Origin of the sequence: Bradyrhizobium glycinis (assembly GCF_016031655.1) — a bacterium.
In the GTDB taxonomy this organism is placed as follows: Bacteria; Pseudomonadota; Alphaproteobacteria; order Rhizobiales; family Xanthobacteraceae; genus Bradyrhizobium; species Bradyrhizobium glycinis.
Map to the genome: position 1 here is coordinate 1 of NZ_JACCHQ010000014.1, position 22,906 is coordinate 22,906.

Annotated in this window: 21 protein-coding genes and 1 pseudogene; 11 read left to right on the top strand and 11 right to left on the bottom strand. The window is 59.3% G+C overall.

Going from position 1 to position 22,906, the window contains the following annotated elements:
* The 4 genes from HZZ16_RS20220 to HZZ16_RS20235 all read right to left on the bottom strand — a co-directional run.
* Positions 1-213: transposase (locus tag HZZ16_RS20220; RefSeq protein ID WP_197951284.1), on the bottom strand; the 213-nt coding region annotated here is incomplete at its 3' end.
* Positions 214-641: 428 nt separating this feature from the next.
* Complete coding sequence (locus HZZ16_RS20225; RefSeq protein ID WP_197950951.1) at positions 642-2,198, bottom strand: hypothetical protein; 1,557 nt, start codon at positions 2,196-2,198, stop codon at positions 642-644.
* A 487-nt stretch (positions 2,199-2,685) separates the two neighbouring features.
* A complete protein-coding gene (locus HZZ16_RS20230; protein ID WP_197950953.1) occupies positions 2,686-3,684 on the bottom strand; it encodes a GIY-YIG nuclease family protein in 999 nt (332 codons plus the stop codon).
* 64 nt (positions 3,685-3,748) lie between these two features.
* Entirely contained in the window at positions 3,749-4,573 is an 825-nt protein-coding gene (locus tag HZZ16_RS20235) for a DUF4062 domain-containing protein (RefSeq protein ID WP_197950955.1), read from the bottom strand.
* A gap of 258 nt (positions 4,574-4,831) precedes the next feature.
* Here HZZ16_RS20235 and HZZ16_RS20240 point away from each other — a divergent pair, with 258 nt between their 5' ends.
* Complete coding sequence (locus HZZ16_RS20240; protein ID WP_197950957.1) at positions 4,832-5,557, top strand: recombinase family protein; 726 nt, start codon at positions 4,832-4,834, stop codon at positions 5,555-5,557.
* Positions 5,551-5,673 (top strand): hypothetical protein, encoded by a 123-nt coding sequence (locus tag HZZ16_RS37940; RefSeq protein WP_283815844.1) that lies wholly within the window; start codon positions 5,551-5,553, stop codon positions 5,671-5,673. Before HZZ16_RS20240 ends, HZZ16_RS37940 begins: the two co-directional genes overlap by 7 nt.
* Before the next feature lie 14 nt (positions 5,674-5,687).
* On the opposite strand, the gene HZZ16_RS20245 is transcribed toward HZZ16_RS37940, so the two are convergent.
* The gene (locus HZZ16_RS20245; protein WP_197950959.1) at positions 5,688-5,879 is read right to left on the bottom strand and encodes a hypothetical protein; all 192 of its coding nucleotides are present in this window, start codon (positions 5,877-5,879) and stop codon (positions 5,688-5,690) included.
* A 306-nt stretch (positions 5,880-6,185) separates the two neighbouring features.
* Between HZZ16_RS20245 and HZZ16_RS20250 the strand changes: the two genes are divergently transcribed.
* Positions 6,186-7,202: a hypothetical protein gene (locus HZZ16_RS20250; RefSeq protein WP_197950961.1), complete on the top strand. Its 1,017-nt coding sequence runs from the start codon at positions 6,186-6,188 to the stop codon at positions 7,200-7,202.
* 288 nt (positions 7,203-7,490) lie between these two features.
* Here HZZ16_RS20250 and HZZ16_RS20255 read toward each other — a convergent pair whose 3' ends face one another.
* From HZZ16_RS20255 to HZZ16_RS20265, 3 genes are all read right to left on the bottom strand, one after another.
* Positions 7,491-7,724, bottom strand: coding sequence for a hypothetical protein (locus HZZ16_RS20255; protein ID WP_197950963.1), 234 nt, complete (start codon positions 7,722-7,724; stop codon positions 7,491-7,493).
* A gap of 703 nt (positions 7,725-8,427) precedes the next feature.
* A complete protein-coding gene (locus HZZ16_RS20260) occupies positions 8,428-9,846 on the bottom strand; it encodes a hypothetical protein (protein ID WP_197950965.1) in 1,419 nt (472 codons plus the stop codon).
* Positions 9,847-9,928: 82 nt separating this feature from the next.
* Positions 9,929-11,554, bottom strand: a complete 1,626-nt coding sequence (locus HZZ16_RS20265) for a site-specific integrase (protein WP_197950967.1) — start codon at positions 11,552-11,554, stop codon at positions 9,929-9,931.
* 287 nt (positions 11,555-11,841) lie between these two features.
* Here HZZ16_RS20265 and HZZ16_RS20270 point away from each other — a divergent pair, with 287 nt between their 5' ends.
* The gene (locus tag HZZ16_RS20270; protein ID WP_197950969.1) at positions 11,842-13,059 is read left to right on the top strand and encodes a tyrosine-type recombinase/integrase; all 1,218 of its coding nucleotides are present in this window, start codon (positions 11,842-11,844) and stop codon (positions 13,057-13,059) included.
* A gap of 258 nt (positions 13,060-13,317) precedes the next feature.
* Here HZZ16_RS20270 and HZZ16_RS20275 read toward each other — a convergent pair whose 3' ends face one another.
* Both HZZ16_RS20275 and HZZ16_RS20280 read right to left on the bottom strand, forming a co-directional pair.
* The gene (locus tag HZZ16_RS20275; RefSeq protein WP_197950971.1) at positions 13,318-13,569 is read right to left on the bottom strand and encodes a transposase; all 252 of its coding nucleotides are present in this window, start codon (positions 13,567-13,569) and stop codon (positions 13,318-13,320) included.
* Positions 13,570-13,747: 178 nt separating this feature from the next.
* Positions 13,748-14,150: pseudogene (locus HZZ16_RS20280) on the bottom strand (transposase); the annotation flags it as partial.
* 616 nt (positions 14,151-14,766) lie between these two features.
* Between HZZ16_RS20280 and HZZ16_RS37945 the strand changes: the two are divergent.
* The 7 genes from HZZ16_RS37945 (at position 14,767) to HZZ16_RS20310 (ending at position 20,986) form a co-directional block, all read left to right on the top strand.
* The gene (locus tag HZZ16_RS37945; RefSeq protein ID WP_283815845.1) at positions 14,767-14,892 is read left to right on the top strand and encodes a hypothetical protein; all 126 of its coding nucleotides are present in this window, start codon (positions 14,767-14,769) and stop codon (positions 14,890-14,892) included.
* A complete protein-coding gene (locus HZZ16_RS20285) occupies positions 14,889-15,266 on the top strand; it encodes a triphosphoribosyl-dephospho-CoA synthase (protein WP_197950973.1) in 378 nt (125 codons plus the stop codon). Before HZZ16_RS37945 ends, HZZ16_RS20285 begins: the two co-directional genes overlap by 4 nt.
* Positions 15,267-15,697: 431 nt before the next feature.
* Positions 15,698-17,134, top strand: coding sequence for an ABC transporter substrate-binding protein (locus tag HZZ16_RS20290; protein WP_197950975.1), 1,437 nt, complete (start codon positions 15,698-15,700; stop codon positions 17,132-17,134).
* A gap of 60 nt (positions 17,135-17,194) precedes the next feature.
* Positions 17,195-18,118 (top strand): carbohydrate ABC transporter permease, encoded by a 924-nt coding sequence (locus HZZ16_RS20295; RefSeq protein WP_197950977.1) that lies wholly within the window; start codon positions 17,195-17,197, stop codon positions 18,116-18,118.
* Entirely contained in the window at positions 18,115-18,954 is an 840-nt protein-coding gene (locus HZZ16_RS20300) for a carbohydrate ABC transporter permease (protein ID WP_197950980.1), read from the top strand. Before HZZ16_RS20295 ends, HZZ16_RS20300 begins: the two co-directional genes overlap by 4 nt.
* A 10-nt stretch (positions 18,955-18,964) precedes the next feature.
* Positions 18,965-20,065: an ABC transporter ATP-binding protein gene (locus tag HZZ16_RS20305; protein WP_197950982.1), complete on the top strand. Its 1,101-nt coding sequence runs from the start codon at positions 18,965-18,967 to the stop codon at positions 20,063-20,065.
* Positions 20,066-20,095: 30 nt separating this feature from the next.
* A complete protein-coding gene (locus HZZ16_RS20310) occupies positions 20,096-20,986 on the top strand; it encodes an SMP-30/gluconolactonase/LRE family protein (protein WP_197950984.1) in 891 nt (296 codons plus the stop codon).
* A gap of 44 nt (positions 20,987-21,030) precedes the next feature.
* On the opposite strand, the gene HZZ16_RS20315 is transcribed toward HZZ16_RS20310, so the two are convergent.
* A complete protein-coding gene (locus HZZ16_RS20315; protein WP_246510286.1) occupies positions 21,031-22,884 on the bottom strand; it encodes a TRAP transporter large permease in 1,854 nt (617 codons plus the stop codon).
* Positions 22,885-22,906 lie beyond the last annotated feature (22 nt).

Here is a 22,906-nt window from a genome sequence, read left to right on the forward strand (position 1 = left end):
GGGCAGCTGGCGCGCCTGCCGCCGCCAGGTGAACACTTGTTGGGGTGTCAGCCCGTGTCGGCGGGCAACGTCGGAAACGACCGCGCCTGGGACCAGCGTCTCCTCGACAATCCGGACCTTGTCGTCCTTGGAGAACCAACGGCGTCGTCCGGTCTCTGTGATCACCTCCAACCGGCCCGTTGCCACATCCGACTTAAGCGTATGGTCAAGCATAGACACGAGCCGATCCCTTCAAAGAGATCGTGAACCTCGCTTATCCTTCACGCCACGAGAAGGTGGGATCAAAACGACGCTTACGCTGGAGAGACGGGTATCGACGGATTTTTTCGGTATTGGGGCGGCGAAGCGCTCTACAATTCGCACGACCGCGATCCGGTCAACTCGAAGGCCCTGTGCTCAATCGGAACACCCTGTATCGTCGAGGCGGAGGTGCCTATTTCCTATCTCGGGGGCAACCCGAGTTTGGCCTTTAAAATCGTTCGCCGTTACCTCATCCACCGAGGCCACCACACCACCGAACCTTATGACCACGAGGATCGCATCGTGCAGCCGCTGCCTGCGTCGTACGTTCGCCACATACACAGGTTTCCAGAGGCACGCTTCTTGGAATTGTCTGGATGCGCAGATTGGGAAACTCCGCTCTAACGCTGTCCTGTGTTCAGTGTCGTCCGTATCGCGGCAAACGCTGCCGCAGCAGCGTCAATCATGGCCTTTGCCTGCTGGATCAACCCCGCAGACCTGTCGAGACCAACCAAAGCAAAGGCTTGAGCGATTTCACTCTGGGGCAAATGGGCATCGCCGAGCCGCAGTTCGTAAATCCCCACGAGCGGAGTTAGAAGTGTTCGGGCTTGATCCGCGGACACAAAGTGGCCCAGCAGCCATTCAAGCGACTTGAGAGAACCCAGTGTACGATCTGGCTTACCCACTGCCTTGTACATTGCAGTGACGTCCAATCGGTCAGCTGTGAGCCTCGCGATGTCCTTTGCAAGTGCTAGTAGGTTTTGCTCATCAACTGCACGAAATCGATGAACTTTGCTTGCAATTTCACTGGTTGCATCGTGGTGTCGAAAGATTGGAACGCCATAGATGCGAGCGAAATCTTCATCAAGCGCTGACATTTCACTGATCAACGTCATTTCCGGCGCGTCGGTATCCGCTGGGCGAGACCGCATCTGAGCCGCCAGCAGTTCAGACGAGACGCCGCCGTCTGGCAAAATGTTGTGCGCAGCCCAAATCCTCTGCTGCCACTGCGGAAGACGAGCGACGTCGCACGCATAGACGTTGATGAGACCCAGCTGATTGACGCCAAAATGGACGGGATAGTCAGGCGAACACCACACCGAGCCTGTGTCCTCCGTGTACCACTCCATGCCAGCTCCTCGCACGCCCGCCAATGCAGGCACGACACGTGGATTGAACCAAAGGTATCTGCCGATGTCTTCATCGTTGAGCTTGCGGGACGGCTCTCGAACGCCAGCACCGTCGATGATGAAATCTATGTCGGTCTCTGGTTCATCCCCTCGCACGCGCAAACTGCGGGGAGCGGGCTCAATCCATTCCTCGCGCCAAAGCTCCCCATCGACGCGCGTCACTGTCTCGCCCTTGCGTTCAAACTGGTATGAGCGACCATCTGTGTTGTCGTCATTCTCCCTTGGGAAGACAGGGACCTCATCCCCCTCATCGACGTCTGTGCGCCAAGCCTCGAACACAGCCACGCCTCCGAGGAGACTACCGTCCGCACTGGTTGGAAATGCGCGAGCTTGAAAACGATCATGGCGTTGCTCATCGGCCAACCCAGTCTCTACCCAACTGATATGCGAAGCATCTAGTAGGGTAGCCGTACGCTGTCGGTATACGGCCACTCGCAACGCAAGCCTTCGGGCGGCTAAATAGTCACGTAGGAAATCGCTCCTGATCAAAAAGCCCTTCATTTCACCTTTGTCGTTGTGCACCTCGCGCACGACGTCGATGTACCCCTCTTGTGGCCTAACCCAGGTCGGCCCCTCCCTGATCAGACCCAGAGCCATGATCAAATCTTGGCTCAAATGCCAGACTGTTGGGTGACCGGCTCCGACATGCTGATCAAATACGAAACTGACGCCAAGGTCCTCTTCGTCGTCACGTTGATAGACCTCACACGGCTTGTAGCTGTCCTTGAAGGCATACGGACCGGCTGAGTGTATGAGACCAATGTCCATCCAACCCAGTTCCTCGGCCCTAGCCCTGCTGGCCTCTGGAAAGGCGACCGAGTTGGCGAAGTACAATTCTTCACCTGAGAGAACGCCTGTCTCAGGGCCACAAGCAAATGGCAGTTGAGTCGTCTGAGCTAACCGGAGCGGTATCCAAACTCCGTTCGCGATGCGACGGCGCCGGATTTCTCTCATCTCAAACCATTCTTGTGGCGGAATGCTCACAGCAGCTCCGAAGCGTTTCAGCGTGGCTACCCGCGGAATGTTAGCAGTTCGCGAGTGGTGGATGTCCTTCGCAATCTAGGAAATCTGTTGACGAGCACCGCAAGTGTATCTAATTCCCAAGAATTAAGTGCGCGACTGTGCCACTGGCGCTCCTTAGGGAGACGACAGAAGGCGACTGAAAAATAACATCGGCCTGCCTGCGGGCTCATTAGGTGCTACTCGCGGCAAGGTAATGCCGGAGCGACGGAACAGCTAGTTAGCCTTCCTTTGGCTACTGCCGCTGCTCATGTGTTCCTTCTCCACCGGGAGCTTCCACCTTCTCAACTTGATGGTCCTGCCACACAGCATAGGTTTCGTTCGTGGCAGTGTTTATCCAATCGGTTCTCCCGTTGCGGCTAGTCCCCATCACAGCTTGGGCAGCAGCGCTCGGCGAGGTGAAGGCGACGTCCTCATTGAAGCGGAGGTTACCTGTGCCCTCGGCAGGACGGAGCTTGCCTGCCCTACGGAGCTGCTCTCTGTAGGCCCGAACGTTGGAAGCGAGAGAGGGGGCCTCCTCGGATCGCGCGTCAGATCCAGCCAAGATTATCATCTGACCGTCAACTTCAACAGCTCTTGCCGCAAGGCCGCCGGCGCTCATGCGAAACTCTGGATGTGTGCCTGCGTCGGCCTTCTGAACCTGCACTCCATCTATCCCGCCCTCGGAAAGCGGAGTGATCGTTGGCTTTACCGCTTTGGAGTGGCGAACCTGAGGTGTCGGCCGAACAAAATCAGCGCCCAACACGGGGAGCAATATCTGGAGGCGCGCGACGAAATCATCCATATCCGCCAAGTCGCTTTCGGGAAGTAGATCGAAATCGGGGTCGCTCTTGTTCGCGAGCGAAGCGCGCCCTTCGCGGTCAATAATCTTGATCAATCTACTCTCTAAATAGCGAGCATGAGCCTTCGTCAGATTGAGGTCCTTGCTCGTAATTACGCAAACGTGCTCCCAGAACTCCTTGTCCGCGTCCTTGTTATGGCTGGAAATGCGCAGACCGACGTTATCCCCTTCCCCAACATAGACCATTGTTTGGTCAGCATCCTGAGGGTCAGGACCGATCAACAGATACGCGCCGGTCTTTTTGACCTCGGGTCGCGCAAGAAGAGCCGCTACGCTCGCGCGCGGAGCGAACAGCACGTGGCCAGTCCAGCTCATGATCTCAGCGGTCCGCATTCCATCGGGAACACCGTCCACCAGAAACAATTTAATCGTGCGTCCTGCTAAATTGCTCATTAGCAATGCCATACCTTAGCGGAAATGTAGGAAGGATATAGTAGGCAGCGGGCTGTTATGCTTCCTAGGTCGATGCTTTTGAAACCGGTTTCGGTTTTAGTGATGCCGGAATAGCCAGTGCGCTGGCAACCTTTTCAAGGTGGCGCTTCGAAAACATCCACCCTTTGATGCCTGTGCGATTCGAAAGCCATTTGCCGCCAAGCTCGCGCATGTTATCGGCAACTGAAAGGGTGTTGCCTCGAACTAAGAAAGCGCGATCGGAATAGTCCTCAAGGTAGATCCCCTCGGGCGCTGCGGCGGTGGTAGATTCTACCGCCTCCAGTTGGGTCAGTTCTTCCGTTGCGGCACGCTTGACGGCGCTGGCACTCACGACCGTCCCTACCGTAATCTCTCTGACAATGCGGGTGAGATGCCTTGACAGCTTTTGCGCGAGGTCTACGCCGTCGCTGTAACTGTCCTGAAGACCTTTGTCCCGAATCGATGCTTTGAAATTGTTTAAGCTCTCGATCTGCTTCAAGTCCAACCTCTCTTGAGGGACTGCCCTATTCGAGTAGTAAAGCATTACTGGTTTGTTGTTTTTCAGAAACCACTTGATCTCCTCGACTGTGCCGCTCTCCTCCAGCCCTGTCGGAGAACCTAGTCTAGTCCAGAATGAACCGATCAACATATCGCAAGCACGCACGACTTGCCGGTTGATTACACCTTGGGGACGATCACCCATAGAGGGAGCACTGTGTGACTCCCACATCACCGGTAACAGGACGATCCCCTTGTCCTCGGCGTGAAGAGAGTTCCAATCGTGCAGACTACGCTCAATGAGCTTTCTTTCCTCCTCCACATCGGAAGGCGAAGCAATCAACACATGAAGCACCGTGGCCGAGTACGCCATCATCCCCCCAGGCTATCTGAATGCGCTACGTTCGCAGCGCTATAAGCAAGACGTGTAGCAGAGCATGCGTTGATTTGTACACGCAGAGCGCGAAGGGCGGCCAGGACAGGCGCGACCAACCGAGCCCATGGTGACTACTCGTGAGTCATGCAATTTGGAATCGCAGGGATTCTAAAACGTCAATTTTGCCGGAGGAAGGCCTGTGTTACAACTTGATCTAACGTTCGTTACATCGATTTGTGTAGAGATGGGGCTGCGATGGCTGAGGGCAAGTTCGTGTCGTACCTGCGGGTGTCGCGGGACAAGCAAGGGAAGAGTGGCCTTGGCCTTGAGGCGCAGCGCGCCGCCGTCGAGAGCTACCTGAATGGTGGTCGGTGGAAGGTCCTTGCCGAGTACGTGGAGGTGGAGAGCGGCAAGCGTAACGACCGCCCCAAGCTCACGGCGGCCTTAGCGCACGCCAAGGTGTCTGGCGCCAAGCTCGTTTTTGCAAAGTTAGACCGGCTGACTCGTGATGTGGACCTGCTCAGAGCCTTAGCGTCGAGCACGGTTGACCTTGTTTTCTGCGACCTTCCAAGCGTCCCCCCAGGCGCCATGGGCCGCTTTCTTCTCACGCAGATGGCGGCGGTAGCTGAGCTGGAGGTAGGGCTGATAGGTGAGCGCACTAAAGCCGCCCTTGCGGCTGCTAAGGCTCGCGGAGTGAAGCTTGGTAACCCCAACGGAGCCCGCGCTCTCCGAGGAAAGCAGGTGGGAAACGACCGCGCCGTAGCGAAGCTCAAAGAGAACGCGGTTCAGCGCGCCGCTGACCTGAAGGGCATCGTAGACGACATACGCGCTGCGGGGATCACCACAACACGAGGCATTGCTGAGGAACTTCACACACGGGGCATCAGGGCTCCCCGGGGTGACGTGTGGCACCCGACTGCCGTCTCACGGCTGCTCACCCGGCTCAACGTCGCAACGAAGTCGGGGGCCGGACCATGCTGATGATCATTGGATGCGTGGCAGGAGCAGTCGCAGTGATTGCAGTGGCCTTCGAGGCGCTTAAGATTGCTGCCCTTTGCGGGGCGGTGGCTTACTGGATGATCTCGCAAGCGGTCTAAGGCGCGGCGCGGCTTTAGTCCTGCTGGCCTAGGTCGCGCTTGGCCACGCTGATGGCTTCCGCGGAATTTCGGGCGCGGCGGCTGCTTACGGTGTGGAAGTAACGGCCGTTTCCGTCGCGCTCATAGCTCACTCGCCATTCGTAGTGCTCGGGATCGCCACCAAAATATTGCGCGCCAATTCCCGCTCCGATCACATTGACACTCACTGCCCTTGCTCCCGCTGTTGTCGGTTCAGCGTATCTGATTCGATCCTCAACCGGGGCCGAGAAGTCAATGAGCCAACGGGTCCCATCCGGTGCGACCGGACCCTATTTTGGCGCGACCCCGGCACCCGACTTCAACGCTTCTTGGCTTAGACCGCCGCCGCCGCCGAGGGCGCGGCTGCAGTGTTCTGCGCGGCACCGGCTGTGGCGCTGTAGCGCCTCACTTTATTCCCTATTCTCTCCAGGACCCGCCTTGAAAGGAGAGCAGCTTTGCCGCCGTTTTCTGACCCGTACCCGGGGAGATGACCGATGATTGGTTTTGGAAGCTGGTTTGCAAAGCCTGCCGCGGAGACGTCGAGCCAATCGATGGTCAGAACTCAAAGTACCGAAGTCGAAGCCGAGCTTCGAAGATTCCTTTCTGACTTCAAAGACCGAACTAAACTGCACGCGGCGCTCATCTTTCCGGTCATGTTTAAGGTTGCGGTGAAGTTGTTCATCGAAGACTTCGGCGCGGAAGTTGCACTTCGACAATACGAAGCCTTAGTCGCCTCGCTCACCTCAGACGGCATGATCCGGGAGAACCAATACACTAACTTCAACTGGCCACAGATCGATGCAAACGACGCGCCTCTCGTTAAAGAGTTGGATACATTGCTGTGGCGCTTTGTGCGGGAGCTGACAGGGCGCGGTTATCTAAAGGAAGCAATCGCAAAAGCGATTCTGGATACCGCAATGCAAGCTTCCACCGAAATGAACGCACTCGTATCGGCGGGCTATCTGATCACCATTGTAAAGGAGCTACGGGCCGGAATTTACACGCCTCCCCCGGAGGTCCGCCCCGAAGCTGCGAAAGGTACCGACGAAGTCACCACGATCATCTTCAATCATTTTCGCGACATGGCGTACAAGCTAAAAGAGCGCTTAGGGCTGGAATGGCAGCACCTTCTACCCGGCATGCAGCGTGTGGGCGTGATCTGCTGCATAAAGTATCGGGGGCGCGATGGAGCACTGGCACTCTATCGCGATCAAGTTCAGAAGCTTGCGCCCATCCTTGATCAGAGTCCAAAGAACCCGCCTCAGAATCTTCCACTCACCGAGCTGCACGTCAAGAATATAGAGACTTTCAACGAAGCGTACCTCGGACTTGCAAATGATGGCTTCAAGAACCCGGACCTTCATCCGTTATGGGTCGCCCACGCATTGTCCATGCTCATAATGGAGCTAACTACCAAGCACTACGATCTAACTTTCCTTTCGAGCATCATCGCGTCGAGCTGCGCGGACATCGAGCGGGGCAAGTATAATTCCGTAGCGAAGACGCACTGAGAACGCGCGATGCAGGGTCTGCTCCACGATTCGCCAGCGGTGTCCCGGCTTCTCACCCGCATCAAAAACATCGCCAAGTAACGGGTCCCCTTTCTTACACCGGACCCTATTTTGGTGCGATCCCGGCGCCCGACTTCAAAGCTTCTTAGGTTAAAGCCTGCGCCGCCGCCCAAGCTAACGGCAGCAGCGTGCGCGCTCCACATCTCCGATACGTCTGCTTCCTCTTCCCGCAGGCGAAAGTAACGCCACACCGGCCAAGGTTTTCTGTGACCCATCGCAGACTGGGCTCTAACTTGAGTGAAGATTGAGCGAAACCAGCTTTGCTCCCAACTCCATGAGCAAGATCATTGTTAGCGATTGGACATCGGACTTCGGGTTCAACGTGGCCGCTTTTGAACCGTGCTGAGTTTCAAGCTGCAGCCGGTCACCATCCTTGATCTGAACTGAGCCGTAGTGCGACACGCCGTCAAACTCATACTTGACGACGTACCTGATGGGGGCGACCGTCTTCTTCTTGGCCATTCGTAGGTTCTCCGCAGGTCGGCCTCTTTCCTAACAAGCCAAGCCCGCGATGTCGCCTATTGGGCCCATGGCTGAGCTTCTCGCGCTAAGCGCGCGTGGCCTCCTTCGTCTCGCATCGGACCCTCGGACCTCGCGGGTAGCCGACAGATCAGGTGGGTGTTCCTCGGTCCCTCCGTAAACGCGAGGATCGAACGGGTCCTTTCGGCTCGACTGGGCCCTATCGTGGCGCGATGTCCACACGGCACTTCAAGTCTACTTGGGTTCAAGCCGCTGAAGGCGCCTAACGCCAGCGGCACCCCCTGTCACTCATCCTGAGTGAAACAATATAGGTCGATGCCACCGCCTGCAGCCCAACGAAGCCCGTATGCCCCGAGGATTCCATAAGGAGTCCACCCAGAGGCCATTCGCTCCCCTGCTGTCTGGTGCCACCCGAGCGCCGGAGCGAATCCAGCGCGGCCGTAGGACTCCCTTGACCTATTTCGCTATACCAGAGGAGCGTAATGTACCCCGGCGGCTCATTTACGGTTGGCCTCCCCCACCCAGTCATAAACTTATCGGGCAGGCCAAACATTCGTTCCACGTTATGGTAGGGTTACCCTCCGAGGTACTTGGGGGTGAATAACCATCACCCTCCCCCTATGTAATAATACCTATTATATTATATATTTCATATACTTAGTTAGACACCCCCGATCCTCCACCGTTAGAACTCCCATAGGTGGGTGACATCTAAGCTGGGACAGACCCCGAGACGGGCCTGGAACTGACGGGTGATCGTCTTCACAGCTAAGGCCTGATGTGAAGCTGGTACGATCAGGCTGTCATGAACTGGCAGGCTTGGCACGCCCTGCGCCATCAGTTCCTTCATACTGCCGATCACGACCTCGCTCTCTGCAAACATCAGGTCGCTCCAATCCCGAGCACGGCCACCGATGGGATGACCCCAGCGCTCAAGCAGCGGATGGTGTTCAAGAACACGTCTCTTCACCTCGCGAAGATTGTAGCGCTTCACGTTGAACTCTTCAGGTGCAATGCCCTTCTTCTTCAAAATCTTCCTGACATCAGCAACAACACCCGAGCGCCACGCTGCAAGGAAGTCCCCGTTCCCGAAGTGGTAGTTGATGAAGAACTTCGTCACCACCCGGTCCAGCTTGGTAGGACCAAGGATATCCCCATAGGCGTCCGCCTCGGTGTCGAGCGGCTGACCGATCCAAGCGTAGAAGATGGTGAGGTACGACGATGAGATATCAACCTCCGCCACCGCTTCGCCGTCGATCCGCATCTGGACCCGTTTGTCTTCCTGAATCTGCTGATAGCATCCCGCATCTTGCGGGTACGAGTACAGACGGCCACCCTTGTCCCAGCGATACCGTGCAAGGCTCTCGGCCTTGTGGAACTTGCGAACCCAGCCAAGATGGATGATCTCGTCTGTTGGATGTGTGAGCGTGTGCTGTTGCATAAAAGCGTTCAGCGCAGCGACGTCTGCACGGAGCCGGTGGACCGTGGGTGTCTCAGGTGTCTTATGGTGCGGCTTCGTGAGTTGGATCAACTCGGCGGGCATCACAGGCACGAACTTGAAATGCTCCCGGACGTCCTGCGGTGTCACCCCGCGCTCGGCACAAAGTGCTTGCAGGGCTGGCGTGGCTCGGTAGCGAGTGAGCATACCTCGGGGCGGCCCAGGGTTGCCTATCGCCCGACTGCCGTCATAACCCGGCTTGTGATCCAGCAACCCCGCCTCCTGCCACGATGCCCGGACACTGTCGAACATACGCCAAGTGACAATCTGGCCGGAATAATCAGTCTTCCGCTGCGAACATCTCAGCCAGCCTTCACTGCGGCCGCGCCGGATTGCGTCAAGTAGGTCAGCGAGGAACGCAGCCGCTGCGGTCTGATAAGACGCCAAAGTCTTGTCACGTGCATAGATACGGCCCTGCGCGGGTTGCGGCCGGGGATAGCGCTTGACCAACTCCGCTACAAGCGCACGTGCCTGCTCGCTGGCAGGTGTAGCAGTCAGTGTCGCCAGCGGTGCATCGCGAAGCGCTCCACGCTCGGCCCGTGGTGTCTTTGGTTCCCATCCGCGATACTCAACGAGGAGGTCGTCTTCATTGTCGTCATCAATCATCGTTTATTCACTCGACCGAACGCGGTGTCGCTGAGGGGCTGCCGGTCGCGGCTTGCCACGTGATGGCCCTCTGGGCAAACACTCAATCCAGCTTGTATCGCGGGAACTTCTTCAAAGCCTCCGCCATCGAAGCAACCTTCGGCGGCCCATACTTCCGGCCTTCAGTCGGCGGGGCATGCCCGGTGATGGCATCGTTGATCCTCTCGGACATCCCAACCTCATCGCCAATTCGTTTGAAGAGGTGACGCCACGAATGATTGGGGCTGATGTCGGGATCATCAATACCGAGTTCACGAACCCAAGTTCCGAGATGGGCACGCGCGGTAGCTGCACGAGGACGCGACGGCTTCAGCGGATCGCTACTCATCTTTTGTGGTGTCTTGTCATTGTAGAAAAGCGCGCCATTCCCAACCTGATTGACCATCTCTATGAAGCCTTGGGCAATTAGGTGTTCGTGAAGCGGAACGACGCGTACTTGACCAGTCTTTGTAGTGCCCGCCTCCGGCGTAATCTTCATTACGTGGAAGCCATCGCGCTTCTCGATGTCTAAGCCTCGCAACTGAGTAATTTCGCCTGACCGAGCACCAGAGTACGCGCACACCCAAGGCACCCAACGGCGCGTTCTCTCGGTGGGCGTAGCGGGCTTCTGATAGGTGAGGCTCGCTTTGAGGATCGTGAGCGCTTCTTCGTTCGTGAAGCTTCGGCCGTCTTCTCGCTTTTGAACCTTGCGAGGAACATCGACCTTCACTTCCTTAAATGGATTCTGGTGAATGCGCTTATGAACGCGCGCCCAAGCAAATACCGTCCGTGACGCGGACAACCACACCTCGCGCACGGTGCTGGCCTGACGCTTCTCAGAGATTTGGCTGTGTATCCAAGCCCGCGCTGCGTCCTCTGTGATCCCCTCAGCACCCACCTCAGCGAACTGCCGTTGCATGGCGAGGAAGACAGCACGCCAGCGCGAGACCGTAGTTGGCGCAGGCTTAACCGCGTGAACGTAAGCCTCGAAGAGTTCCCAGCATCCAACACCAGAGGCGCGCACGGGGCCTGCATTGAACACGGGGAACGTGTCGGGCGTTTCGTCACGTGAATAATCGCCGTTCGCGCGCTTCTCCAGCAAAGAGAAGGCCGGCAATAGGTTGTCACTGACAGCGTCTACAAAGAGTGCGTAGGCAGTGGGGTTCAAAGCTTTCCCCTCGCTGGCGAGGAATGTCGCTACTCGCGCCTCTTCCGCAATCAGTGGCCTCACCGCCTCGCGAACGTCTGGCTCTTTGGCCCAATTCCAATCGGCATCAGACCGTGGGTCTTCTTCATAGCTCTCAGGCGCGTGAGGACGGATCACCTCCCAGACCATAATATCCCCGAGGCCCTTCCAATATCCCGGCTTGCCCGGGTCCGCCTCGTGCTGCTTCACGAACCACAAGTACCAGCGACCGGCCAGAGCGATTGCGTTGAGCCTCGTGAGTGGTTGCCCCTCGCCGTTCCTCTGGGCCCGCAGGGTCGCGATGCGGGTTTCGACCTCTGCTTCCCACTCGCCAAGTCGGGCCTTAGCCTCGTGCTTAGGTGTGCCAGCCGCGAGTTTGAGATGAGCTTCACGCTTGGTCCCATAGAGACGTTGGTAGTCCTCGCGGACATCCTCGGGAATGCCCTTGCGAGCAAACCATCGACCATCAGCAGCTCGATTCAACGCAACCATTCGCAACGCCATTTGTATCGCCTTTTGTATTTTGGCGACGCAAATCCGTTAGGTCTATCAACAAGATGCTGAGAATGCGGGGTTATCCGCAATCATGGTACAGTTGGGTGGGCTCGAACCACCGACCTCCTGTTCCACAGACAGATTTGTGCCGCCGCCGCATCTACGCTCCGCTACGCGGCACTACGAATTTCACAACAATTTCAAGATAATAACTCGCCGTAGCCACGCCCTCCTTCGCTACAATTAGTGTTGCCGTGGTAGCTATGTGGTAGCTAGAAGCGCGAAAGGGACTTCGCATGGCGTTGGCAAGTATTACGATCAGAGCTGTGCAGGCGCTGGTCCCAGGAGAAGCGATCTGGGATGCGGGCCATAAGGAAGCGGTGCGGGGCTTTGGCGTGCGGCGCCAGCGCGATCAAGCGACCTACGTCCTCAAGTACCGGTTGTTTGGCCGCCAGCGCTTCTTCACGATTGGTCGGCACGGATCACCCTGGACACCAGAGAAGGCGCGCCGGGAAGCCAAGAGATTGCTGGGTCTGGTCGCGGACGGGAAGGACCCGGCGGATACCAAAGCGGAGGCCAACCTTCAGGCGGCCGACACACTCCGTAAGATAGCCGGCGAATACCTCAGCATCGCGAAAAAGAAGCAGCGGCCCCGGACGTATTCGGAGGTCGAACGCTACTTGCTCGTCGCCTGGAAGCCCCTGCACTCAGTCTCCGTGTTCAAGATGACCAGGCGCCATGTTGCGGCGCGAGTCGCCGATATCGCAGCGCAGCAAGGGGCCGTCTCAGCCGCACGCGCTCGCACCGCCCTATCCACGATGTTTAATTGGGCCATTCAAGAGGGCCTCGATATTCCGGCAAACCCTGTGCTCGGCACCAATCGTCCCGAGCAGCCGAAATCCCGGGAACGGGTATTGTCCGATACAGAGCTGTCCGAGATTTGGAAGGCATGCGGCGATGACGACCACGGACGTATACTACGCTTGCTGATCCTCACCGCTCAGCGGCGCGACGAAGTCGGCGGCATGAGATGGCCGGAGCTAGATACCGCAGCCGGCCGTTGGACTCTGCCCAGCGCTCGGGTAAAGAACCATCGCGAGCACGTGCTGCCGCTAGTCCCAACTGCCTTGGCTCTGCTGCCGCCTCAGCGAAATGATGAAGACTGCGTCTTCGGTAATAGTGCTCGCCGAAAAAGTGATGAAAATCGAGGATTCTCCGGCTGGTCCAAATCGAAGTTAGCGCTGGACGCACGCATTCTTTCGGCTCGGAGGGGAGTGGACGAGGATGCCAAGCCGCTGCCCCACTGGACCGTGCATGATCTTCGTCGCACGGCCGCGACCGTGATGGCCGATCGCTTGGGCGTCCTGCCGCACATCGTTGAAGCGATTTTGAACCACGTTAGCGGCCACCGCGCCGGAGTAGCTGGGGTGTACAATCGCGCCCGTTACGAAGCGGAAATGCGAGACGCGCTGGAACGCTGGACTGAACATATGGCTCAGATCACAGTCGTTTGACGGCGGCGGGCGCGGAGCAGTGCCGGATAATCGTCACTGACAACGACCGCTTTGTTAAACCGCCCTTTGGATGGGCAATCGCCCCTTGAGCGGACACCAGGCGCAATCCTGCCTTCGAGTAAAAGGATCGGCCGTGCTTGATGGGCCGCGCGGGGCGCAAGATACGTCCTCGCGGGCACTTCAAGATGTCGTTCTTGGCGTCGCACCGGAAGCGTCTGAGCGGTACGCGACTCTTGATTGGTTCGGCTTTAATTGGGATCAGGGCATCGATGCCGCGCCGCTCGAGCGCACCGTAGACTTAAGCGTAGGCATAGCCGCGTCGGCGGTGACCACCTTGATGTTGATGCCCGCAATCGATTCAACCTCATCGACTTGCGGCTCGATCATCTCCCCTTCGTTCATTTGTCCAGTCGGAACCGCGACGTCCAGAATAACGCCGACCTTGTCATCGACGGAAGTGTGCTGCTTGTAAGCGGACTCCAGCCGCCGGTTTCGGGCATTGGTGGCCATTGTCGCATCGGATCAGTGGTGCAGATCTTCTTGTACTTGCCGCTTTGCCGGCGCTTCCTCTCAGCCTCGCTTTCATCTTCGCTTTGATTCTCGCTCAACACATTCACCACATGCTGCTCGGTGAGGCTGTCCCAACTCACGTTGGCGCGGATCAGCGAGGCATCGATGTGAACCACTACAGCCGGCTCACCTGGCTTTTCGAGATGCCGGTCATACCCATCGCCTGCACGAGGTCGTCCACCGAGCGGGTCGAGACGCCCTGCACATCGGCTTCCTGCACCGCGGCGGTCAGAGCCTTCTCGGCCATGCGGCGCGGCTCCAGGAAGCCCGGGGAAGTAGGAGCCCTTGCGTAGCTTGGGAATGCGAAGCTCGACCGCTCCGGCGCGGGTTCCCAGATCGGTCGCGGTAACCGTTGCGCGGGGCCAAACGCTCGGGGTTTTTCTCGCCGTAGGCGGCCCCGGTCTGGCCCTCGGCTTCCAGCTCCATCAGGCGCTGGGCGGCAAAGCCGATCATCTCGCGCACCAGATCGGCATCGGGCTCTTCTCCACGAGCGTTCGCAGGTTCATCATGCCGTCGGTCATCGGTGGTTCCTCGAATCAGGTTAGTGTCAGCAACCCGACCCTACCGACGAATCATCGATGACTACCGCAAAGCCGCCCGCCCGCTACGGCGCTGTGTGGGGGCGCGCGTGCAGGCGGCTTTGCTCTACCACACCATCACCGGGGACACGACCCGGCCCACACGGGTCGACTTACTAGAACGATTTGATTGGACGGGATGCATCGTGGGATTGCGGCGGTGGGTGCACGCTGATCTGCAACAGGGTGATTCAGAGCCCCTCTACGAGCTGGCGGGCCTAATTCGTGAGGCAAGCAGCCTTCTGAAGAAGACCGCGAAAAGGCACCGGGAACGCAGCAAATATCGATCTATCGAACCATCCTGGGCGGGAGCCGTGACTGAGAGTAGCTTAGGGATCCGGCGAGCACGCTCGTCGGAGAGCCGATATCATGATTGCGGGCCGAATGACCTCAATGAGCAAAGAGCATATGGTTCATGTTGATTCACAGCGCTCGCCAGGTGTGTGGTCTAATCGACTGCGCGGCGGTTTTCGTCATTGCAAAGCTGCGACTAACGGTCGAGACTCGCCCTTAGCCCACGATCTCCGCCAGGCACTCTAGCTTTTGCAAGACTCCGGTGGTGCGGACCTCGGCTGGCCAGGTCACTCCGACCTCGCCGAACACCACCATCGCGACATGGAGCGCCGCAACCCTGATGCCGTTCTTCAGCGAGCCCGCCGCCCCGGGCGCCGAGGGCGAGGCATGAAACGGCTGCGTGTCATCGGCGTTGCCGCCGAGCGCGCCATACTGGCCGCAACACACGACGTGAACACGCACCGGGGCGCGATCTTCGGGCTGGGTCTGCTCTGCGCCGCAGCCGGCTACCGGAATGCCGTCGGCATTCGCAGGTCGCTCGGCCGGCTGGTTTCCGACCGTTGGGGCGACCACATCCTATCAGCCCCAGTGCCGCGGCGCACCCATGGCGCAGTCGCTTCGCGGCGCTACGGCGCCGGAGGCGCCGGGACGGAAAACGGCCGACGGCCTTCCGTTGGTCTACGGACATCGCTCTGCCCGCGCTCCTCGCGGCGCGCAAGGTCGCGTCCGATGACGAGGAGGCCGTGTGGGCTGAGATATTCATGAGGCTGATCGTCAGGTCACCGACACGAACCTGCTGCATCGAGTGGAAGATGACGGATTGCGCTTCGCGCAAGAGAGCGCCACCGGCTTCGGCTCTTGGATCTAAGGGCCCCCCATTCAGGTGAATGCAGTTCATGTATGAGTGTAAAGTTCTCATTTGTCGGTCGGTTCCACCTCAACGCAGACTGACCTCAAAATCAAAGCTCTAGAGCTGTTTTGGGAGGAAGTTCTACGAATTCACATCGCGCTCATTTGGATTGGCGGGAAAAGCCAAGTCCGGCGATGCGGCTGCGTGGCAATCCTCGACATTGAAGAGACTTCTGGCGCCGGTCGCTGCTGATGGCCTGCTTACGTCCGCGCCAGGTGACGACGTGACAAGTATTTGGAGGTCGGCTCTGCCAGCCTCTGAATGCCCTGGAGAGGAGGAGGAAGGCATGAAGTTTAGGACATTTTTAAGCGCGGCCGCTGTACTCGCGCTCACCGGCGCCGCGGCGCCGGCTGCGGACAGAGATGCGGCCGACACAGCGGTGGAAGCCGCGAAGAAGTACGCAGGTACAACGATCAGCATCGTGTGGGAGGCCGGTCTCCAGTCGCTCGACCCGCTGAACTATTCGGGCCCGCAATGGGAGAAGCTCACCGGCATCAAGGTGAAGGTGGTCGAAGTGCCGACCGATCAGATGTTCACCAAGATCATGCAGGATTTCAAATCAGGCGCCGGAGCCTATGACGCATTGAACGTCATTCCGTCCTGGATGCCCGATCTCGCCCGCGCAGGGGCACTTGAACCCCTCGATAAGTATGTCGACAAGTTCGGCTATCGTGACGAATTGCAGGACATCGCAGCTGCCTATCGTGACAACCAGATGCAGTATGACGGCAAGATCTACGGTTTTCCGGACGACGGCGACGTGATGCTGCTCTACTACCGGAAAGACATCTTCGAGGATCCGAAGATGAAGGACGAGTTCAAGGCCAAGTTCGGCTACGAGCTGGCGCCGCCAAAGGACTGGAAGCAGTTCGACGAGATCGGCCAGTTCATCACCGACAAAATGGCGCCAAAGGTCTATGGCGCTGGCTTCTTCCGCACTGCGCCGTATCCGCAATACATGTTCCAGGAACGCTTTCGCATGGAGGGCGGCAAGTTCTTCAATGCCGACACCATGAAGGCGACGGTGAATGGCGATGTCGGCCTCAAGGTCTTCAAGCAGATGGTGGCGGAGAACAAGTTCATGCCTCCGGGCGTGGAGCAGTGGAATTTCGTCGACAATCTCGCCGCGTTCCTTCAGGGCACGACCGCGATGACGATCTCCTGGCCGCCCTACGGCCGCTGGGCCGCGGGCTATGGCTCGGGCGAGGAAGCGCTGAAGTGGGTGCCGAAATCGCAGGTCGCCGGCAAAGTCGGCTACGCGCTCACCCCTCTCGGCCGTCCCGAGCTCGGTGTTGGCTTCGACTTGTCGGTGTCAGCCACCAGCAAGAACAAGGAGGCCGCCTATCTCTTCATTCAGTGGCTGAACAGCAAGAAGACCAGTCTCGCGCGCGTCCAACTCCCTTATACGCTGCGTGATCCGTTCCGCCTGTCGCACTACGCGAGCGAAAAGTATCGTGCGCTGTGGCCTGACGCTGCCGCCTATCTCGACACCATCAAGACGTCGGGCGAGAAGGGCCTCCTCGACCTGTCGCTGCTGCAACAGGATAAGTACGACGAGGCTATGACAAAGGCGATCTCGAGCCTGTGGGCCGGCGAAGACCCCAAGGCCATTCTCGACCGCATGGCGCAACAATTCGACGCCATCACCGAGAAGGTCGGCATCGACAATCAAAAGGCCGTCTACAAGGTCTGGGCCGCGAAGCCCGGTGCCTACCCGCAATAGCAGCTTTGGACAGCGCACGGGAGGCATCGCTCTCCCGTGCGGCCGTTTCCTGGACCGATGATGACGCTTTCCGAAAGTATCAACGCTGCCGAGCAGCGGCGCCCCAGCCGCTTCGGGCGGATGTTCGAAGATCGCCTGCCCTATCTCATCGTTGCGCCGGCGATTCTGATCCTCCTCCTGGTCGGCCTGTTCCCTCTGATTTACTCGCTGATCGTGAGCTTCCAGCGCATCACGATGACCGAGAACGACACCTCCTTCGTTGGCCTCTTGAACTATGCGGAGCTGTTCAGAGATACCCGCCTCTGGGCTTCGCTCGGTCATACCGCCATCATCACCGCGATCGCCCTCCCCTTGGAGCTGCTAATCGGCTTCCTGATGGCGCAGCTCTTCATCGATCGCATGCCGGGTCGACAGATCTTCGTCGCGCTGCTGGTGCTTCCGACGGTGATCTCTCCGATCGTCGCGGGTGCGACGTGGCGTCTGATGTTCGACGTCCGCTTCGGCCCGATCGGTCAGATCCTGAGTTTCTTCGCCGGCGAGCCGGTCCGGATTCTTTGGACCGTCAATCCCTCGTACGTCTATCCGGCGATCATCATCTGCGAGGTCTGGCAGTGGTCGCCGTTCATGTTCCTGCTCCTGCTTGCCGCACTGTCGAATGTCGACCAATCGCAACTCGAGGCCGCGGAGATCGATGGGGCGTCGTACCTGCGCGTGCTTCGCGCGATCGTTCTGCCGGCGATCGCGCCCGTGATCGCCGTCGCCTGCCTGATCCGCGGACTCGATCTCGTTCGCATCTTCGACATCATCTGGGCTCTCACCGAAGGCGGGCCCGGTTCGATGACCGAAACCATCTCGCTCTACACCTATGTGCAGGGTTTCTCGCAATTCGAGACCAGCTATACGGCCGCGATCTCGTTTTTGGTGATTGCGCTGCTCACGGTCATCACCACGCTGGTCCTCAAGCGCATGGAGCTTGCGCGATGAGGGTCGGCAAGCTACCGGCGAGAAAAGCCCGCATTCTGGCGCTTCGCTATCTCGGCGCAGGCGTCGTAACCCTGCTGTTTCTGTTTCCAGTTTATTGGCTCTTCATGATTTCGTTCAAAACACCGGACGAGATCTATCACGTCCCGCCGTTGTGGATTCCCGGACAGATCCAGTTCTCGAACTATTACGTGCTGTTCAAGGATGGTGACGTCGTCGCCATCCTGAACAGCCTGATTGTCGCCGGCGTCAGCGCTTTCATCGCGATCATTCTCGGAACGCTCTGCGCCTACAGTCTCGCGCGCTTCGGCACCGGCGGCGAGAACCTGGCGATGTGGATCATCTCCCAGCGCATGATCCCGCCGATCGCGGTCGTCTTCCCGGTCTTCCTGATCTACGTCTATTTCGGCCTGGTCGACGGCTATTTCGGCCTCATCCTCCTCTACACCGCATTCAATCTCCCCTACGTGATCTGGATGATGCGCGGTTACATCGTCGACGTTCCGCTGGAGCTCGAGGAAAGCGCGCTGGTCGATGGCCTCAACCGATGGGAGGTGATCTGGAAGGTCGTTTTCCCGATGGTTCGCCCCGGCCTCATGGCGACGTCGGTCTTCACCTTCGTCTTCGCCTGGAACGACTTCCTGTTCGCCCTCGTGCTGACGCGCACCGAGGTCATCACCTTTCCGGTCATGCTGACGCACTATTTCGGCGGACAATCGAATTTCTGGGCCAAGATCGCGGCGATGTCGGTCTTGGGGACGTTGCCGATCTTCGTCGCGGTCTCGGTGATGCAGCGCTATCTCGTGCGCGGCATCTCGCTGGGCGCAGTCAAGGGTTAGGGAGAGCGGAGTGGCTGACGTCAAGCTGTCCGGGGTACACAAATATTACGGCAACGTGCATGCGGTCCGAGGGGTGGATCTCACCATCGCCGATGGCGAATTCGCTGTGCTGGTGGGGCCGTCCGGTTGCGGAAAGAGCACACTGTTGCGCACCATCGCTGGCCTCGAGGACCCGGATGGCGGAACTATCGCCATCGGGGGCGCGGTGGTCAACGATCTGCGCCCGCGCGAGCGCAATATCGCGATGGTGTTTCAGAACTATGCACTCTACCCTTATCTGACCGTCAGCGAGAACATCGCCTTCGGTCTGCGCGCCCGCAAGACTCCCGAGATCGAGATCAGGAAGCGGGTCAGCGAGGCCGCCGAGATGCTCGGCATCGGCAATTTCCTGCAGCGCTATCCGCGGCAGCTCTCCGGAGGACAACGTCAGCGCGTCGCCATCGGCCGCGCCATCGTTCGCAAGGCCGACCTGTTCCTGTTCGACGAGCCGCTCTCGAATCTCGACGCTCAATTGCGTGACGAGATGCGCACCGAGATCAAGCGCCTGCATCACGAGATCACGACGACCATGATCTACGTTACCCATGACCAGGTCGAGGCGATGACGCTGGCCGACCGGATCGTGCTGCTGCGTGACGGAAACATCGAGCAGCAGGGCGCTCCGCTGGAACTTTTCGAGCAGCCCCGTACGGGGTTCGTGGCAGGCTTTCTCGGCTCTCCGTCGATCAACCTCATCCCCGCGACCTTCAAGACAAACGGTCCCGAGGCCGGGGTGGTGTTCCAGTCCGGCGGTGAACTGACGCTACCGAGCGCGAAGGCGAGGCCGCTGGCCAGCATGAATGGGCGAGAGATTCTCGTCGGCATTCGGCCGCAGCACTTCAGTCGAGCCGGCGGGTCGCTGCGCGACGGCGTGGTCTCCTATTCGGCCACTGCCGATCTCATTCAGCCGACGGGGACACGCACCTTCACCACGATCAAGATCGGTGGCGTCGATGCTGTTGCCGAGTTGCAGGCGCACGACGTGAGCAGCCATGGCGAGCGGATCGATCTCGCCATCGACCTCAATCGCGTGGTGCTGATCGATCCGTCCAGCGGCCTGGTTATCGCATAACGAAAGCAACATCCGTAACGGGAGGGATGAATGGCGTCGAGACTGTTTGCAACCGGAATTGGCGCGCCGGAGGGGCCGGTGTGCCTGCCCGACGGCTCGATGTATGTCACGGAGATGTCCGCGTCGACCCTTTGCGTGACGCGGCTCGATCCTCGCGGCAACCGCCGCGTGATCCGAACGACAGGTGGCCGTCCGAATGGATTGACAACCGATGGCCACGGCAGGATCTGGATCGCGGAAGCCGGGCTCCGGGCGCTGATCTGCATCGACGAGCGCGGAAACGAGATCAGGCGTATGCAGGGCGAAGGGGCGGAGCGCTTTTTGTTTCCGAACGACCTCTGCTTCGGTCCGAACGGATTGCTCTACATGACCGACTCCGGAATGGCCGCCGAGGATTTCATCAACGGCCAGGCCTTCGTCGACGGGTATATGGATCTCGACTGGGACGGCCGTGTATACGAGATCGATCCCGCAGCCATGAAGGTGCTCCGCGTGCTCGATCGCAAGATCCGCTTCACCAACGGCATTGCCTTCGGTCCCGACAACCACCTCTACGCCAACGCGTCCTTCACCGGCGAGATCTATCGGTATGACGTGCTTGGCGAGGCAGCGCCGAAACGCGTCGTCTTCGGCAACGTCCTGCAGCCGGATTCCGATGCGGACTTCAAGGGGCCGGACGGAATGGCCTTCGGAACGGACGGCCGGCTCTATTGCACGGTCTACAACCAGAAGAACGTTACGGTGCTGGACCGGCGGGGTGAGGTCGCCAATCGTCTGGTCCTGGATGGACCGCAGCCGACGAATTGTGCCTTCACACTTGAAGGCAGGAAGCTGCGCGTCACCGAAGTCGGCAAGGGGCAGGTCGAAGAAATCGATGCGCCTTGCGAGGGCCTGCCGCTGCATCTGCCGAAATTCGCCTGACAAGGCGCTTCGCGGTTTGTCCCGCGAGGCGCCCGGCCATGTTGTCAAAGGAAGCCGATCGACAGCCAGGGCACGGCGGCAACGATCAGCGTGCCAATCAGGAGCGCGATCATATAGCCCACGATCGGCTTCATGCCCTCGTCCGGATTGATGCGGCTGATGGCACAGGCCGCGTAGTAGCCGACGCCGAACGGTGGCGCGAATAGGCCGATGCCCATAGCGAGGACGACCACCATGGCGTAGTGGACATCGTGCACCCCGACCTGCCGCGCGATCGGGAACAGCAGAGGACCGAACAGGACGATGGCCGGGATTCCCTCCAGCACGCTCCCCAGAATCACGAAGGACACGATCGTCACCGCCAGGAAGACGGGGATGCCGCCTGGTAGGCTGGTCATGAATTTGGCAAGAGAAGCGGAAAATCCAGATTGGGTCAGCGCCCAGGCCATCCCTGTCGCCGCGCCGATGATGAGCAGGATCGCCCCGGAGAGCGAGGCCGTCTCGACCAACATTGGATAGATACGGCGCCAGTCGAACTGGCGGTAGATGAAGAGACCCGCGCAGGCGCAGTATAGAATGCCGATGGTCGAGACCTCCGTTGCCGTCGCGACGCCTTCGACGACAGCGGTCCGGATCACGAACGGCAGGGCGATAGCAGGTATCGCGATCACAAAGGCCCGCCCGATTTGCCGGCCGCTAGCCCGTTTGATGTGAGACAGGTCCTCGCGGCGGTATCGCCACCAGACCACGGCCGCGAGCATGAGCGCGAGCACCACGCCCGGAAGCAACCCGCCCGTGAACAATGCCGAGATCGACACGCCGGTCACCGAGCCGATCGTGATCAGGACCAGCGAGGGCGGGATCGTTTCGGTCTGCGCGCCGGTCGCCGCCAGAAGCGCAACCAGATCGCCTGGCTTGGCTCCTCGCTGCCGCATCTCGGGAAACAGCACAGGAGCCACCGCAGCCATGTCCGCTGCCTTGGAGCCGGAAATGCCCGAGACCAGATACATCGCTCCGACCAGCACGTAGTGCAATCCGCCGCGCACGTGGCCCAGGAGGCTCGCCAGGAAGCTGACCATGGCGCGTGCCATTCCCGTCATCTCGATCAGGAGGCCGAGAAAGACGAAAAGCGGCACGGCGAGCAGGATCAGGTGGCTCATGCCCTCGTCCATTCGTCCGATCATCACCACGTCGGGCGTGCTGGTCGTCAAGGCGAGATAGCCAACCGTCGCAAGACCAAATGCGAAGGCGATCGGCACGGCCGCGAAGACCATCGCCCCAACAACGAAAACGAAGAAGATCAGAAGATTGAGATTGCCGAGCGGCTTCAAGACGGGGGCGAGCAGAATGAACGCCGCAATGATACCTGCGACCATCGCGACCGAACCCAGCAGGCTGCGCAGGCTCGCGATGCGGATCAGCCGGAGGACCGCTGCGATCAGCATCAAGCCGATGCCGATCGGCAACGCCGCCGCACGCCAGCTGTTGACGATCTCGAGCGCCGGCGTGGTGACGAAGGCCTCGTCTGCCGCAAACTCATAGGCCGGCCAGACAACGAGCGCAAGAAATGCCAGGGATGCTGCGGCCGCCACCACATCCAGGAACGCGCGAAGCTCCGCGCTGAGAACGCCAACGACAGCTGTCATCCGCATGTGTTCGCCGCGCTGGAACGCGATCACGGAGCCGAACATGGCGAGCCAGAGAAAGAGAATGCCAGCAAGCTCGTCGGACCAGACGATTGGTGAGCGGAACACATATCGGCTCACGATGCCGGCAGACAGCACCGCAATCTCCGCCAGCACGAGCAGTGCCGCAGGGACCGCAACGAGATGACCAAGCATAGTGTTCGCCGTTATCACCCAACCGCGTCGGCCGGCCTGCGACGCGCCGACCGCCATACCGGCATCCACATGCGGCGTA

What these genes read in the sequence shown, in the direction of transcription:
- HZZ16_RS20225 (WP_197950951.1), bottom strand. Translation starts at nt 2,198, where the DNA reads ATGGACATTGGTCTCATACACTCAGCCGGTCCGTATGCCTTCAAGGAC.
- HZZ16_RS20230 (WP_197950953.1), bottom strand. Translation starts at nt 3,684, where the DNA reads ATGAGCAATTTAGCAGGACGCACGATTAAATTGTTTCTGGTGGACGGT.
- HZZ16_RS20235 (WP_197950955.1), bottom strand. Translation starts at nt 4,573, where the DNA reads ATGGCGTACTCGGCCACGGTGCTTCATGTGTTGATTGCTTCGCCTTCC.
- HZZ16_RS20240 (WP_197950957.1), top strand. Translation starts at nt 4,832, where the DNA reads ATGGCTGAGGGCAAGTTCGTGTCGTACCTGCGGGTGTCGCGGGACAAG.
- HZZ16_RS37940 (WP_283815844.1), top strand. Translation starts at nt 5,551, where the DNA reads ATGCTGATGATCATTGGATGCGTGGCAGGAGCAGTCGCAGTGATTGCA.
- HZZ16_RS20250 (WP_197950961.1), top strand. Translation starts at nt 6,186, where the DNA reads ATGATTGGTTTTGGAAGCTGGTTTGCAAAGCCTGCCGCGGAGACGTCG.
- HZZ16_RS20255 (WP_197950963.1), bottom strand. Translation starts at nt 7,724, where the DNA reads ATGGCCAAGAAGAAGACGGTCGCCCCCATCAGGTACGTCGTCAAGTAT.
- HZZ16_RS20260 (WP_197950965.1), bottom strand. Translation starts at nt 9,846, where the DNA reads ATGATTGATGACGACAATGAAGACGACCTCCTCGTTGAGTATCGCGGA.
- HZZ16_RS20265 (WP_197950967.1), bottom strand. Translation starts at nt 11,554, where the DNA reads ATGGCGTTGCGAATGGTTGCGTTGAATCGAGCTGCTGATGGTCGATGG.
- HZZ16_RS20270 (WP_197950969.1), top strand. Translation starts at nt 11,842, where the DNA reads ATGGCGTTGGCAAGTATTACGATCAGAGCTGTGCAGGCGCTGGTCCCA.
- HZZ16_RS20275 (WP_197950971.1), bottom strand. Translation starts at nt 13,569, where the DNA reads ATGGCCACCAATGCCCGAAACCGGCGGCTGGAGTCCGCTTACAAGCAG.
- HZZ16_RS20285 (WP_197950973.1), top strand. Translation starts at nt 14,889, where the DNA reads ATGAAACGGCTGCGTGTCATCGGCGTTGCCGCCGAGCGCGCCATACTG.
- HZZ16_RS20290 (WP_197950975.1), top strand. Translation starts at nt 15,698, where the DNA reads ATGAAGTTTAGGACATTTTTAAGCGCGGCCGCTGTACTCGCGCTCACC.
- HZZ16_RS20295 (WP_197950977.1), top strand. Translation starts at nt 17,195, where the DNA reads ATGACGCTTTCCGAAAGTATCAACGCTGCCGAGCAGCGGCGCCCCAGC.
- HZZ16_RS20300 (WP_197950980.1), top strand. Translation starts at nt 18,115, where the DNA reads ATGAGGGTCGGCAAGCTACCGGCGAGAAAAGCCCGCATTCTGGCGCTT.
- HZZ16_RS20310 (WP_197950984.1), top strand. Translation starts at nt 20,096, where the DNA reads ATGGCGTCGAGACTGTTTGCAACCGGAATTGGCGCGCCGGAGGGGCCG.
- HZZ16_RS20315 (WP_246510286.1), bottom strand. Translation starts at nt 22,884, where the DNA reads ATGGCGGTCGGCGCGTCGCAGGCCGGCCGACGCGGTTGGGTGATAACG.